The organism is Tissierella praeacuta, assembly GCF_040396155.1.
In the GTDB taxonomy this organism is placed as follows: Bacteria; Bacillota; Clostridia; order Tissierellales; family Tissierellaceae; genus Tissierella; species Tissierella praeacuta_A.
On the sequence record NZ_JBEBOY010000003.1, the window covers coordinates 75888 to 90528 of the forward strand.

General features: G+C 30.3%; 13 protein-coding genes. 10 read left to right on the top strand and 3 right to left on the bottom strand.

The genetic code is table 11. From position 1 onward, the window contains the following. Window positions 1-2 precede the first annotated feature (2 nt). The 5 genes from ABWP20_RS02525 to ABWP20_RS02545 all read left to right on the top strand — a co-directional run bounded on the left by ABWP20_RS02525 (window position 3) and on the right by ABWP20_RS02545 (window position 5949). A complete protein-coding gene (locus tag ABWP20_RS02525; RefSeq protein ID WP_353093413.1) occupies window positions 3-818 on the top strand; it encodes a transketolase in 816 nt (271 codons plus the stop codon). Next, window positions 811-1740 (top strand): transketolase family protein, encoded by a 930-nt coding sequence (locus ABWP20_RS02530; RefSeq protein ID WP_353093415.1) that lies wholly within the window; start codon window positions 811-813, stop codon window positions 1738-1740. Before ABWP20_RS02525 ends, ABWP20_RS02530 begins: the two co-directional genes overlap by 8 nt. A gap of 274 nt (window positions 1741-2014) precedes the next feature. After that, entirely contained in the window at window positions 2015-2449 is a 435-nt protein-coding gene (locus ABWP20_RS02535; protein WP_353093417.1) for a protease complex subunit PrcB family protein, read from the top strand. 153 nt (window positions 2450-2602) lie between these two features. Further along, window positions 2603-3430, top strand: coding sequence for a LysM peptidoglycan-binding domain-containing protein (locus tag ABWP20_RS02540; RefSeq protein ID WP_353093419.1), 828 nt, complete (start codon window positions 2603-2605; stop codon window positions 3428-3430). A gap of 131 nt (window positions 3431-3561) precedes the next feature. After that, window positions 3562-5949 (top strand): Lon protease family protein, encoded by a 2388-nt coding sequence (locus ABWP20_RS02545; RefSeq protein ID WP_353093421.1) that lies wholly within the window; start codon window positions 3562-3564, stop codon window positions 5947-5949. Window positions 5950-6218: 269 nt separating this feature from the next. Here ABWP20_RS02545 and ABWP20_RS02550 read toward each other — a convergent pair whose 3' ends face one another. Both ABWP20_RS02550 and ABWP20_RS02555 read right to left on the bottom strand, forming a co-directional pair. After that, entirely contained in the window at window positions 6219-7403 is a 1185-nt protein-coding gene (locus ABWP20_RS02550) for a coenzyme F420-0:L-glutamate ligase (RefSeq protein ID WP_353093423.1), read from the bottom strand. 79 nt (window positions 7404-7482) lie between these two features. Further along, a complete protein-coding gene (locus ABWP20_RS02555; RefSeq protein ID WP_353093425.1) occupies window positions 7483-8058 on the bottom strand; it encodes a 5-formyltetrahydrofolate cyclo-ligase in 576 nt (191 codons plus the stop codon). Window positions 8059-8200: 142 nt separating this feature from the next. Between ABWP20_RS02555 and ftsE the strand changes: the two genes are divergently transcribed. The 3 genes from ftsE to ABWP20_RS02570 are packed head-to-tail and all read left to right on the top strand — an operon-like array spanning window position 8201 to window position 10923. Next, window positions 8201-8896 (top strand): cell division ATP-binding protein FtsE, encoded by a 696-nt coding sequence (ftsE, locus tag ABWP20_RS02560; RefSeq protein WP_353093427.1) that lies wholly within the window; start codon window positions 8201-8203, stop codon window positions 8894-8896. Further along, complete coding sequence (gene ftsX / locus ABWP20_RS02565) at window positions 8871-9773, top strand: permease-like cell division protein FtsX (protein WP_353093429.1); 903 nt, start codon at window positions 8871-8873, stop codon at window positions 9771-9773. Before ftsE ends, ftsX begins: the two co-directional genes overlap by 26 nt. A gap of 10 nt (window positions 9774-9783) precedes the next feature. Beyond that, entirely contained in the window at window positions 9784-10923 is a 1140-nt protein-coding gene (locus ABWP20_RS02570; protein ID WP_353093431.1) for a murein hydrolase activator EnvC family protein, read from the top strand. 77 nt (window positions 10924-11000) lie between these two features. Here ABWP20_RS02570 and ABWP20_RS02575 read toward each other — a convergent pair whose 3' ends face one another. Continuing rightward, a complete protein-coding gene (locus ABWP20_RS02575) occupies window positions 11001-11930 on the bottom strand; it encodes a helix-turn-helix domain-containing protein (RefSeq protein ID WP_353093433.1) in 930 nt (309 codons plus the stop codon). Window positions 11931-12172: 242 nt separating this feature from the next. Between ABWP20_RS02575 and ABWP20_RS02580 the strand changes: the two genes are divergently transcribed. Beyond that, a complete protein-coding gene (locus ABWP20_RS02580) occupies window positions 12173-13210 on the top strand; it encodes a uroporphyrinogen decarboxylase family protein (protein ID WP_353093435.1) in 1038 nt (345 codons plus the stop codon). An 11-nt stretch (window positions 13211-13221) separates the two neighbouring features. Further along, window positions 13222-14634 carry a YfcC family protein gene (locus ABWP20_RS02585; protein WP_353093437.1) on the top strand — a complete coding sequence of 471 codons (1413 nt, stop codon included), beginning with the start codon at window positions 13222-13224 and terminating at the stop codon, window positions 14632-14634. Window positions 14635-14641 lie beyond the last annotated feature (7 nt).

Genomic DNA, 14641 nt, shown 5'->3' on the forward strand with positions numbered 1-14641 from the left:
TGATGGAGTTAAAAGAAATAGCTCGAAATATTAGAGTGGATATAATCAATATGTTAGAAAAATCTCAGTCTGGTCATCCAGGAGGTTCATTGTCAACAGTGGAAATTCTGACATCTCTTTATTTTAAGGAGATGAGAGTAGATATTAAAAATCCTAGATGGGAAGATAGGGATAGATTTGTATTGTCAAAAGGACATGGTACTCCAGTTTTATATGGAACCTTAGCTGAAAAAGGATTTTTTCCAAAAGAAGAATTAGATAATTTTAGAAAATTGGGTTCCATGTTACAAGGACATCCAGATATGAAGGGTATTCCTGGAGTTGATATGACAACAGGTTCTTTAGGACAAGGATTAGCAGCTGCAAATGGTATGGCATTAGCAGGCAAATTAGATAATAAGGATTATAGAGTATATGCATTAATAGGAGATGGAGAATCTCAGGAAGGATTAATTTGGGAAGCTGCAATGTTGGCTGCCCATTATAAGCTAGATAATTTAACTGTATTTTTAGATCATAATGGACTTCAGATCGATGGTCCAAATAAAGAAGTAATGAATATTGAGCCAATAGATGAAAAGTTTAAAGCCTTTGGTTGGCATGTATTGACTATTAATGGACATTCTTTTGATGAAATACTAAATGCAATAGATGAAGCAAAAAATACAAAAGATAAACCTACTATGATAATAGCTCATACCCATAAGGGAAAAGGAGTATCTTTCATGGAGGACCAAGTAGGCTGGCATGGAAAGGCACCATCAATAGAAGAAGCCAATAAAGCATTAGAAGAATTGGGAGGTGCATTACATGACTAATATGATTGCAACAAGAGATGCTTATGGAGAAGCATTAAAAGAATTAGGCGGAAATAATAAAAATATAGTAGTATTAGATGCAGACCTTTCAGGTTCTACTAAGACATCTGTTTTTGCTAAGGCTTATCCAGATAGATTTTTTAATGTAGGTATAGCAGAACAAAATTTAGTAGGTACAGCAGCAGGATTAGCAGCTGCAGGTAAGATTCCTTTTGCCAGCACTTTTGCTGTTTTTGCTACAGGTCGTGCCTTTGAGATTATAAGAAATTCAGTATGCTATCCAAAACTAAATGTAAAAATTGCGGCAACTCATGCTGGATTAACAGTAGGGGAAGATGGAGCAACTCACCAAGCCTTAGAGGATATTAGTTTAATGAGATCTTTACCAAATATGGTAGTATTAAGTCCTGCAGATGCTACAGAAGCAAAGCAATGTATATTTAAAGCAGCAGAGCATAATGGACCAGTATATATAAGACTGGGTAGAGCAAAAGTTCCTATGATATTTGATGAGAGTTATGAATTTGAAATAGGTAAAGGTGTTGAGCTAAAAGAAGGAACAGATGTAACTATTATAGCTACAGGAGTTGTAGTTGAAAAAGCACTATCTGCATCAGAAAAGTTAGCTAAAGAAGGTATATCTGCAAGAGTTATAAATATGGCTAGTATTAAACCTATAGATGAGGATATTATAATAAAAGCAGCTAAAGAAACAAAAGGAATAGTTACTGTTGAAGAGCATAGCATAATAGGAGGCTTAGGTAGTGCAGTAGCTGAAGTAGTAGCTGAGAAACAACCAACTCGTATTGTTAGAATTGGAACAATGGATACCTTTGGTGAATCAGGAGAAGGATTTGAGTTATTAGAAAAATATGGTCTTGGTGTAGATAATATTATAAATAAAGCAAAAGAATTATTATAGTATGTAAACCTCTGATTATTAATATCAGGGGTTTTTATGTAAGTCAATTTAACTTTATAGATAAGAAACTTCATAGTTTAATTAAATATATTTAAATTCCATCACTTAAAGTTTAGAAATTCTCTAAAAGCATATTTAAATTTGAATCTACTTATCTATAATATAAATTTTATAAGTATCTTAATATTTCAAAGAAAGGCTTTTTTATAAAATATACATAATGGAGTCCTCTAAGGAATATTAATTATATAAGATTAATATTGGGGGGATAGAGTTGAAAAGAAATCAAATTATTGCCTTGGCAATTATTTTAATTATTGGAATCCTGTTCATACCTAGACTTTTAAAGGGAAGAGATGGTCTAATTAAATTCAAAGTAGTACAAGAAGATGAAATACCAGAAAAGATCTCTGAGATGCTGCCTAAATATCTAACTGAGGAAAGAGCATTAACATGTAAATATGAAGATGATATTTATGTTGTAGTTACAAGAGGAGAAAAGAATTCAAAGGGATACTTAGTAGAAATAGTTCAAATTGTAAAAGAAAAATATAATAAAGATGTATTTGATTTAATAGTCTATGCAAAATTTACAGACCCGGATCCTAATGAAATAGTTGAACAAGAATATGATTATCCATATGTTGTAGTAAAAACAAATCTAAAAGATATGCCTGAAGAGGTACATTTAGATATTGAATATGATTAATAGAAGTAATAATAGGGAGATTTATATCTCCTTTTTTATTTTTTGATTATAATGTTGGAAAATATTACATAAAGGATTTCAATAATTTATGGCGAAATAATATAATAGTAACAAAAAGGTTACAAAAACAAATGTAAATTGGAGGAGGAGCATATGAAGAAAACTACAAAAACAGCAATAGGAACAGTAGCATTAACTCTTTGCATTAGTACTACTAGTTTCGCAGTAAATCATACAGTAAATAAGGGAGATACTTTCTGGAAACTTTCTAAAAAATATGGAGTTTCATTAGAAAGTGTATTAAAAGAAAATAAAGCTAATGAAAAAACAAAAATTTATCCCGGACAAGTTATAAAAATTCCAGATAGAGGAGTAAAAAATAATTCTGTAAATAGAGGAACTGTAGATACAAGAGAAATAAATAAAACTATTGAGGCACAGGCTAAAGAAACAAAAGAAAAGGAAAGTCAAAAGCAAGAAGCAACACAGAAAGAGCCAGTTAAAGAAACTACATATGGAGAGTATCTTAAATGGTTTGCTGAAGTAGAAAAAATGGTACCAAGGGAAGCGAAGTTTAAAGTAATAGATTTCTATACGGGAAAATCCTTTATGGTACAAAGGTCAGTAGGATCAAATCATGCGGATTGTGAAACATTAACTAAAGAAGATACTGATATTATGAAATCCATATGGGGAGGGTTTAGCTGGGTAAGAAGACCAGCCATTGTAGAATATAATGGTAGAAGAATAGCAGCAAGTGTAACTTTTATGCCCCATGCAGGTTTAGATAGTGTAAAAGGTGGAATAGTGACTAATAACAGATCTGGTGGATATGGTAGAGGAATTAATTATGACTATGTAAAAGGTAATGGAATAGATGGTCATTTTGATATACATTTTGCAGGTAGTACAAGACATATGGATGGTAAGCAGGATCCAGAACATCAAAAAATGATAAAAATAGCGGCAGGGATAAAATAGAAATAAGGGGTTGTCTCAAAATTAAATTTTGAAACAGCCCCCTTATTTTTATTCAACAAATACAAATTTTGGAATACATTGAAATATAAAATGGTGTATAATTAAATAAGTTATTTATGGAGGTGCTCCAAATGTTAGAAAAATATAAAGTTCCAGTTGAGAAACTAAGAAATCAATGTAATCCAGATATATTTCCACATGATACAACAGAAGACTGGATAGTAAATAGAGAATTAATAGGCCAAGATAGGGCTATGGAAGCATTGAAGTATGGACTTTCTATGAAAAGAAAAGGATATAATATTTATGTATCAGGTTATGCAGGTACAGGAAGGAATTCATATTCATATTTAGTTGCAGATGAATTTGCTAAGGAAAGAACTACACCATGTGATTGGTGCTATGTATATAATTTTAAAAGGTCCAATTGTCCAAGAGCAATAAGTTTAGAAACTGGGAAAGGTATGGATTTTAAGAAGGCAATAGAATCTGCTATAAAAAATATAGATATTGAAATACCTAAGGCGTTAAGTTCAAAGGATTATGAAGACAGTAAAAATGTTATATTTAATGAAAGTAAAGCTATGGCTGAAAGTATATTAGTAGAGTTAAATAATTTTGCAAAGGAATATAATTTTGTATTTAAGCAAACAGAAAGAGGAATATTGAGTATTCCATTAATAGACAATAGGCCTATGACTGATGAAGAACTTGATAAATTATCAGATGAAGAAATGGATAGACTTGGTAATATATCCATAGAATTAACCCAAAAATCCTATGATTATATTAAACGTATAAAGGATATTGAAGTTAAATTAAAAAATGAAATGAAAAAATTAAAGGAAGAACAAGTTTCATTAGTAGTCACCACATTTGTAGGGCCAATTCAGGTAAAATACAGAGAAAATGAAGGAATAATTAAGTTTCTTCTGGATATGAAAGAAGATATTGTAAAAAATTATGAGATGTTTTTAGTTGACGAAGAAAATTATGTAGAAAAAATATTTTTTCAAGATAATAAGAAAGATGAATTCCTAAGAAGGTATTCTGTTAATCTTTTTATAGATAATAGCTATACAAAAGGTGCTCCAGTTATAAAGGAGATGAATCCAAATTATTATAATTTATTTGGAAAAATTGAATATGCCAATGAAATGGGTGTTGCAAAGACTGACCATACTAGGATTAAACCAGGATCTATGCATGAAGCTAATGGAGGATATATATTAATTCAGGCAAAGGATATTTTGAAGGAAAAATTTTCTTGGGATGGACTAAAAAGGGCAATAACTACTGAGGAATTAAAAATTGAAAATATTTATAGTTCCAGTTTAACATCTGAAACATTAAATCCTGAGCCAATCCCCTTAGATATTAAAATAATAATTATTGGGGATTATATGACATATCATATCTTATATTCTTATGATGAGGAATTCAAAAAACTCTTTAGAATAAGGGCTGATTTCGATACTGAGATGGAAAGAAATGATGAAAACATACTAAAGATTGGTTCATTTGTGGCTTATCAGTGCAAAGAACAAGGTTTATTACCATTTAGCAAAGAGGCATTAGGGGCAATAATAGATTTAAGTAGTAGAATGGCAGATGAAAAGAATAAACTTACTGCAAGTTTTAATAATTTAGTCGAAGTAATATATGAAGCAGATGGATGGGCATCAAGTGAAGGCAAAAATATAGTTACGAAAGAAGATGTTGAAAAGGCAATATCTAAAAAACAACACAGAAATAATGCATATGAGGAGAAACTTTTAGAATTAATAAATAATGAGACTATTTTAATAGATACAGAAGGAGAAAAAATCGGGGAGATAAATGGACTTTCTGTTATTGATTTGGGACAATATTCCTTTGGTAGGCCAGTTAAAATAACTGCTAACACTTATTTTGGTGAAGATGGAGTAATAAATATTGAAAAGGAAGCTGAACAAAGTGGAAACATTTATAATAAAGGAGTTCTAATTATGAGTGGGTATTTAGGGGAGAAATATGCTCAAAATATTCAATTATCCATGACGGCTAGTATTACTTTTGAACAGTCCTATGATGGCATAGATGGAGATAGCGCATCAAGTACTGAACTATATGCTATACTTTCTAGTTTAGGAGATATTCCAATAAAACAAGGAATTGCAGTGACTGGTTCTGTAAATCAAAAAGGGATAATTCAACCTATAGGAGGAGTAAATGAAAAAATAGAAGGATTCTACAAGGTATGTAAATTAAAAGGATTTAAAGGCGGAGAAGGAGTTATAATTCCAAATAAAAATATAGAAAACTTGATGTTAGATGAAGAAGTAATAAATGCAGTTAAGGAAAATAAATTTACTATTTATGCTATAGATAATATAGATCAGGGAATGGAAATATTAACAGGTATAGAAGCTGGAGAGTTAAATGGAGATGGAGAATATGAAGAAAATACAATAAATGCTTATGTACAGGAAAAATTAATATATTATTCTATGCTGAATAGAGAATATGAAGAAGAATAGAATACAGCTAGTATATTGAAAGATGACAATTAAAAAAACCTGTGATTTTGTTGAAATAAAAGCTCTTTTCTAGTAATAATCAAAAATGATTTAAACTAGAAAGGAGCATTTTTATGTGAATCAGACCATTAAAATTGCTAAGACAGATAGTTAATTATTTAATTATTTATTTATCCTGACAATATAAATCTAAAGTTATTAAAAATTAAATTTAACTCAATTTAATAATTCCTCTAAGCTAATGATTCATTAATTTACACTATCTTTAACTATTCTGTTGCATAATTATCGAAATATCCCTGAATTAATACTACTGGAGTACCTTTATCTCCACTGCCACTAGTTAAATCGCAAAGGCTTCCTAATAAATCTGTTAATCTTCTAGGGGTTGTCCCTAAAGATTCTTCTTTTTTAACCAAATTATCACCTTTACTATTTATCTTTTGCTTAACAGCTTGTATAACTTCATCTCCACGTAAACTATCTAATTCTGTATCAACAATATATTTTAATTTTAGCTCATTTGGAGTGCCATGTAATCCTTTAGTATATCCTGGAGAAACAACAGGGTCAGCAAGCTCCCAAATCTTTCCTACAGGGTCTTTAAAAGCTCCATCTCCATAAATCATAACTTCAATATTTTTGCCAGTTTTTTCTCTGACTTTTTGTTGTACAGATTCTACAAATACTTGACAATCTCTAGGGAATAGCTTTAGTTCATTTTCGGAAGCAAGATTTGAGCCAAGTACACCATATTCTGGATTATAACCAGAATTATCTATTGATGAATTAAGAATATCATCTAATCCATAGATAATATTAGCTCCAGCTTCTTTAAGAATTTTCTTAGTTCTATTTCTATCATGAATATTAGCTACTAATATATCCTTTGTATAGTCCAATATAGTTCTTGGATTATTAGAGAATATTATTTCTATATTTCCTTTACCTATTTCTTTATACATATTGACATAGTCTACACCTGTAAAAGGATGTACTACTTTTTCACCAAATAGTCTTCTATAATCAGATTCTGTCATTATATCAGTATATGGATTGATTTTTAACTCATCCATTTTATCTATATCCATTAAATGATTTCCTACTTCATCAGAAGGATAAGAAAGTAGCAATACTACTTTTCTTCCACTTGATACTATTCCTTTTAATATAATTGAAAATCTATTTCTACTTAAAATAGGGAACACTAATCCTACAGTTGAAGGAAATTTAAGTTTGATATCCTTAGCTATAGCATCAGCAGTAGCATAGTTCCCTTGAGCTCTAGCTAATAGTGATTCCGTAATACCTAAAACATCCCTATCATTAATAGTGAAGTTTTCAGAGCTAGAGGCTAATAGCAGAGAATCAACTACGATATTAGCCAAATCATCACCTTTTTTAATGATTGGAGTTCTAATACCCCTTGCTGTAGTACCTACTGTTCTTACCATTATAATTCCTCCTAAATAACAAATTAAATACCTCATATATTATACCACTAATAATTCAAATTAAAAGCTTAGATGAAGTTTATTTTTCCAAACAATTTATTATTTCTTTTTCTGTTATTATTAAGTCTACAGGGATATCAAAGGAATCCCTAGGAACTTCATCTACGATTTGTAAATCAAATGCCAATCCAATTGTATTAACTTTTTTGTCTAGTTTAGATAAGAATCTATCATAATAGCCTCCACCATATCCAACTCTATAACCATTTCTAGCAAAGACAACACCAGGAACTAAAATTAGGTCTATAGTATTAGGATCAACGAATCGTGTAAATTCTTTCTTAGGAGTAAGGATATTATAATAACCTAACTCAAGCTCTGAAAAGTCTAAAAGCTTGGAAACTTTCATCTCCTTAGTCTTAGGTATAGTTATAGGTACAACGACTGATTTTCCATTTTTTATAGACTTCTTAATTATTTCGTGAGTATTTACCTCATCACTAAAACTAATAAAGGACATAATAGTTTTTGCTTCTTCATAAGCAGCCATTTCATATAATTTATCTTCCATAATATTGCTATATTTTACAATGTTTTCTGTAGATAATTCTGCCCTTTTTTGCAAAATTTTATCTCTTAAAAATCTTTTATCCAAAATAATCACCTCATTATGGTTTATTTATCTCACATTTTATATTATAATATACAATTAAGGGAAAGTAAAAAAGGATTGGAAATTAATGGGACTTTACTCAAGTTTTAATATATTATATTATAGAAAAAACGGGGTGGTATGATTGATAAAATTTGAAAATGTAAGTAAAGAATATGATAATAATGTTAAAGCTCTTTCAAATATAGATTTGCATATACATAAAGGTGAATTTGTTTTTTTAGTAGGTTCATCAGGTGCAGGAAAATCTACAATGATTAAACTTTTATTAAAGGAAGAACAGCCTACAGATGGTAAGATAATCTTAAAAGATATGGATATAACTAAGGTTAGAAATAGAAGAGTACCATTTATTAGAAGAAATATAGGTGTAGTTTTTCAGGACTTTAGATTATTACCAAATAAGACAGTATATGAAAATGTAGCTTTTGCTATGGAGATAATAGGAGCTCATCCTAAAGAAATAAGAAGAAGTGTACCTATGGTATTAAGCATGGTAGATTTAAGTAGGAAGGCTTCTAGCTTTCCAGATCAATTATCTGGAGGTGAGCGCCAAAGAGTGTCTATTGCAAGAGCTATAGTCAATAGTCCGCCTGTCTTAATAGCAGACGAGCCTACTGGAAATCTAGACCCAGAAACTGCATGGGAAATAATGAAGGTTTTATCTGAAATTAATGGCAGAGGTACTACTATACTTATGGCAACCCATGCAAAAGACATAGTAAATAAAATGAAAAAAAGAGTAATAGAAATCCATAATGGCAAATTAGTTAGGGATGAACAGAAGGGTGGATATGGTGATGCGATTTCGGGTGTTTAAGAATATAGTAAAACAGGGGTTTCAAGGCATGTGGAGAAACCGTGGTATGGGATTAGCATCCATTGGTTCTATATCGGCGGTACTTATTATATTAGGTGTAGTTTTAATTCTGATTTTGAGTATAAATAATTTAGTATTAGAAGTAAAGACGAAGTTTGATGAAGTACAAGTATATTTGGAATTAGATATGGAAGCAAAAGATATGGAATCCATAGAGGAATCTATAAAATCTATAGAAGGTGTATTATCAGCAGTATTTCGTTCAAAGGAACAAGGATTGGAAATTATGAAAGAAGAATGGGAAGGAGATTCTTATCTATTAGATGGATTAGAAGAAAATCCACTTCAAGATTCTTATATAATCCAATTAAAGGACATAAAATATGCAGATAAAGTAGTTAAAGAAATTAAATCCATAAAAGGTGTAGAGGATGTTAAGTATTATAAGGATATAATAGACAAGCTTATGGTAATTGCTAATTATATTAGACTTGGAGGTATAATTGTAATAGGAGTATTAGTATTAGTTTCTGTATTTATAATCTCTAATACTGTAAAGATTACTGTAGCCTCAAGGAGAAGAGAAATAAATATAATGAAATACGTAGGCGCAACCAACGGATATATAAGAGGACCTTTTATTATAGAGGGAGTATTATTTGGGTTTATAGGAGCAGTAGTATCTATAATAATGATAAACTATGGCTATGAATATTTTTTCAAATCAGTAAGTGATAAGCTCTATGTACTTCTTACAGTATATTTGGTTTCACCAGCATTATTAGTTAAAGACGTCACAATAATGTTTACTGTAATAGGTGTTGGAATAGGAGCTTTGGGCAGTATATTATCTTTAAAACGTTTTCTTAATGTATAGGGGGGACAATATGAAAAAAAGAAGAAAAATAGTATATCTAGTATTAGCTTTAATATTTATCTTTAACTTTATTCAAGTATATGCGGCGGATACAGTTGAAGATTTAAAGAAAAAGCAAAATACAATTGATAAGCAGATAAAGGATACTAAGAAAGAGATAAAAGCCATTGATAAAAGAGCCAAAGAAGTATCAAAGCAAATCGATGATTTAGATACGAAGATGTCTAGTGCTACTAATGAATTAGATAAAGTTGAAAAGGAATTGTTAGATTTAGCTTTAAATATTGAAAAAACCACTGGAGAATTAAAAGAAGCAGAGAAAAAAGTTAGTGATAAAAAGGAAGTATTTGGAAAAAGATTAAGAGTAATGTATAAAAATGGAAATGTAGGATATTTAGAAGTACTTCTATCATCTGCAGATGTTAAAGACTTTTTATCTAGACAGGATATGGTAAAAGCTGTGGCAAAACATGATACAGAATTAATAGAGTATATGAAGGAACAAAGAGATATAATTGATACAAAGAAAACTGAATTACAGACACAAAAAAAAGCTGTAGAAACATCTAAAACTAAGTTGGAAGTCAGAAGAAGGGATTTGGCTAAAGCAACTAGAGAAAAAGAAGATTTAATGGATAGACTAGTAAAAGATAAGGAAGCATATGAAAAAGAATATGATAAATTAAATGATTATGCTAAGGAGATTGAATCACAAATAGTTAAATTACAGATAAATACTGGTCCATATTCTGGTGGAACAATGACATGGCCTGTACCTGGATATTCTAGAATTAGTTCTCCATATGGGTATAGAGTTCATCCTGTTTTTAAGACAAAGAAGCTACATACAGGAATAGATATACCAGCACCTACTGGAACAAGTGTTAAGGCTGCATCACCGGGAACTGTAATATATTCAGGAACCTTAGGTGGTTATGGTAAGGCAATAATGATAGATCATGGTGGTGGAATTGTTACACTTTATGGTCATAATTCATCTTTAGTAGCATCTGTAGGTAAAGAGGTAAAACGTGGAGATACTATAGCAAAAGTTGGTAGTACAGGTATATCTACTGGTCCGCATTGTCATTTTGAAGTAAGAAAAAATGGAGCCTATGTAGACCCAATACCATGGCTAAAGGGGAAATAAAATTTATATTTAATAATAGGGAAAGAGAGATAAAGATTAACTTTATCTCTCTTTTAAATTATAAGGGTTAATATGTATTATATAGATTTATTCCTTAATCTATAATTCGTTGGAGTGCAACCATAAGTTTCTTTGAATATTTTATTGAAATAAGAAGTATCAATATATCCTAAATCCAAAGCTATATCTTTAACATAATAATCAGTATTTATCAATAAATAAGCTGCTTTTTTTAATTTTGCATTTTGAACATGTTGTTGGAAAGTCATATTTGTTTCTTTTTTAATTAAATTAGATATATAATTTGGATGATAATTAAAATGCTTAGATAAGCTTTGTAAGGTAACATCATTGTAGTTAACAGAAATATATTTAATCATTGAATTCACTATTGTAGCATTTATTAATGTTGAGAGAGAAGTGAGGACTTCACTATCTTCAGATTTATACAGATATTCAAAAAGAAACAATAAAGCTGCCTCTAGTAAATCAGTATTTTTATTTTTAACCAAAGAGAGCATAATATATAATAACTGTCTTACTGTAAAATTGTTGCATTTAAATAAAGTATGAGCCTTGTTATTTTCTCTTCCCATTAGGCAAAAATTGATGAAGTTATAGAATACTTCATATTCGGAAAGTTTTTTCATAAAACCAGGATGAAAAAATGTTCTTTTAAAATAGAAATTAAAATATATAGTATCACTTGTGTTCGGACTAACTCTTAGTCTAGAATGTGCATTTACAAATAGAAAATGGTCTTTGACTAATATTGTTGATAAATCATTGACATGGACATTTAGGCTGCCATTTGTTACATAAATAACTTTAGTGTAGGGGAAGTTTTCCCCAAGGTCAAGGGAAATATCTGTTAGTATAAAAGCACAATAGGTCTCAGAACTATTTTTGAAATTATCAAAAAGGTTATCTAAACATGCTTTTTCAGATATTGAAAAATTATTATATAAAATATTACAGCTGTTACTACATTTGATGTCTTTTTCCATAATTCATACCACCTTAAAATAAACTGTACATCAGATTAAGCTAACCCATAATGAATTTAATTAAATATGATATTATTTAAAGGAATTCATTATTAAATAATTCATTTATAAACAACATAAGACATAATAACCAAATAATTCCATTAATAATTTTAATTAATACTATTATTAATAATTATACTTATGCAAAATTATTATGTCAAATATATCATTATTAAATTTAGGGTTAGGAGGAAGGCTATATGAACAGAGAACAGAGAATTATGGCAGCATTACGTAATCAAGAAGTAGACAGAGTACCTGTCAGTGCATGGATGCATTTTTCAGAAGTAGACCAAGATCCAATAACATTAGCTCAAACACAAGTTGCATTTAATGAGGAATATGACTTTGACTTTATTAAGCTAATGCCTTTCGGAACATATTCAATTCAGGATTGGGGTGCACAATTAAAGATATATTGTCATAAATATCATGAACCTATAATAATAGCACCTGGTATAAAGGAAGTAAAAGATTATTCAAGACTTGAAGTATTACCTGCTTATTATGGTACTTGGGGAAAACAATTACAATTATCTCAGCAAATATCTAAGATTATTCCTAAACACACACCTTATGTACAAACAATATTCAGCCCAATTTCCACATTGAAAAAATTGGCAGGAGACAGATTATTTAAAGATATTAAGGAAAATCCAGCTGAAGTACACAAAGCATTAGAAGTTATAACTGCAACAACAATTAATTTTGTTAAAGAAAATATAAATGCTGGAGTAAGCGGATTCTTTTTAGCAACTCAAAATGCTAATTATAATTTAATGAATGATGAAGAGTTTAAAGAATTCGGAATGAAATATGATTTAGAAGTAATAAAATCTTATGCAGATCAAACATATTTTAATGTTATACATATTCACGGAGATAATATAATGTTTGATACAATAGCTGAGAATTATCCAGTAAACTGCATTAACTGGCATGATAGACATACATTCCCAAGCCTATCAGAGGCAAGAAAGAAAACAGATAAATGCTTCTTAGGCGGAATACAAGAGGTTCCATACTTTGTTGATGGAGTATTAAATTACGATAGTATAATGGCAAGAAGCAATAAAGAGCAAATATTAGCACATGCTAAAGAAGCTATTGAAGATATAGACGGTAGAGGATTTATTTTAGGACCTGGTTGTGTTGTTGATCCTAAAACAGCAAAGGAAAATTTAAAAGCACTTAGAGAATCTGTAGAAGCACTTAGAAAATCTGTTAACCTAGATTAAGGAGGATAAAAATGGCTGAAAAAACCGTTGATCTGAAAAAAAAGAAGGAATTTCCACATACTCTTATAATCATTAGTTGTATAATTCTTTTGGCAGCATTATTAACTTATATAGTTCCAGCTGGGCAATACGATAGAGTTGAAGACCCAGCTTCAGGAAGAGTTTTGGTTGACCCAAGTTCATATCATGGAACTGAAAAGAATCCAGCTTCTATAATGGATATATTCACAGCTGTACCTAAAGGATTCTTAGGAACAAGCTGGATATGCTTTTTAATTCTAATAGTAGGAGGCACTTTTTCAGTAGTTACTAGTACTGGTGCTATTCAAGCATTTTTAAATAAAGCAATTTCCAAAGCTAAAGGAAAAGATATTTATTTTATACCTGTATTAGTATTTGTTTTCTCATTAATACCCACATTTATTGGAACATTAGAGGCTTACTTAGCTTTCGTTCCATTAGGAGTTTTATTAGCACGTTCCATGGGGTTAGATGCCTTAGTTGGAATTAGTATAGTAGTTGCTGGCGGAGGAGCTGGATTAGCATCTGGTATATTTAATCCATTTACAATTGGTACAGCTCAAGGATTAGTTGGCTTACCATTATTCTCAGCTGCATGGTATAGAGTTATTGCATTTATTGGATTTAACTGTTCAGTTTCTTTTTGGACAGTAAAGTATGCTAAGAGTATTAGAAAAGATCCTAAAAACAGTTATATATATGATGTAGAGCAGGAAGCTAGAAAAGATGCAGAAGAACAAGTAATGCCAGAGTTAAATGCTAGAAATATAGGAATTTTATTAGCAGTATTTGCAGGTATGGCTTTTGTTGTATATACAGCATTAACTGGAGGAGATTTTAAAACAGAGATACCAGCTATCTTTTTAATGATGATGGTAGTAGTTGGAATTATTGCTAGATATTCACCAAACGAATTAATGAAATTATTTGTTAAAGGTGCATCAGGAATGGTTGGCGGAATAATGGTAGTAGGCTTTGCAAAAGCCATTGCTATAATTATGGAAGGCGCAGGAATGATTGATACAATAGTATATGCATTATCTGGAATGTTAACAGGAACATCAAAAATAGTTGGTGCAGTTGTAATGTACTTCATTCAATATATTACAAACTTCTTTATAATCTCAGGTGCCGGACAAGCGGCAGTTACTATACCAATACTATCACCTATAGGAGATATAATTGGTATTACTCAACAGACTGTTTGTGCTGCTTTCCAATACGGTGATGGTATTACTAATCTTTTATTGCCAATGTCTCCATTAACATCAGGAGCAATAGCTATAGCAGGTATTAGTTATCCAAAATATTTTAAATATATTTGGAGGATAATTCTTACAAATACTATAATCGGAGCTATATGTGTAGCATTTGCAGCAGCAATAAATCTAGGGCCATTTTAACAGTTTA

Bases quoted from the DNA above. Each gene is read 5' to 3' on its own strand.
- ABWP20_RS02525 (WP_353093413.1), top strand. From the start codon at position 3: ATGGAGTTAAAAGAAATAGCTCGAAATATTAGAGTGGATATAATCAAT.
- ABWP20_RS02530 (WP_353093415.1), top strand. From the start codon at position 811: ATGACTAATATGATTGCAACAAGAGATGCTTATGGAGAAGCATTAAAA.
- ABWP20_RS02540 (WP_353093419.1), top strand. From the start codon at position 2,603: ATGAAGAAAACTACAAAAACAGCAATAGGAACAGTAGCATTAACTCTT.
- ABWP20_RS02545 (WP_353093421.1), top strand. From the start codon at position 3,562: ATGTTAGAAAAATATAAAGTTCCAGTTGAGAAACTAAGAAATCAATGT.
- ABWP20_RS02550 (WP_353093423.1), bottom strand. From the start codon at position 7,403: ATGGTAAGAACAGTAGGTACTACAGCAAGGGGTATTAGAACTCCAATC.
- ftsX (WP_353093429.1), top strand. From the start codon at position 8,871: ATGGTGATGCGATTTCGGGTGTTTAAGAATATAGTAAAACAGGGGTTT.
- ABWP20_RS02570 (WP_353093431.1), top strand. From the start codon at position 9,784: ATGAAAAAAAGAAGAAAAATAGTATATCTAGTATTAGCTTTAATATTT.
- ABWP20_RS02575 (WP_353093433.1), bottom strand. From the start codon at position 11,930: ATGGAAAAAGACATCAAATGTAGTAACAGCTGTAATATTTTATATAAT.
- ABWP20_RS02580 (WP_353093435.1), top strand. From the start codon at position 12,173: ATGAACAGAGAACAGAGAATTATGGCAGCATTACGTAATCAAGAAGTA.
- ABWP20_RS02585 (WP_353093437.1), top strand. From the start codon at position 13,222: ATGGCTGAAAAAACCGTTGATCTGAAAAAAAAGAAGGAATTTCCACAT.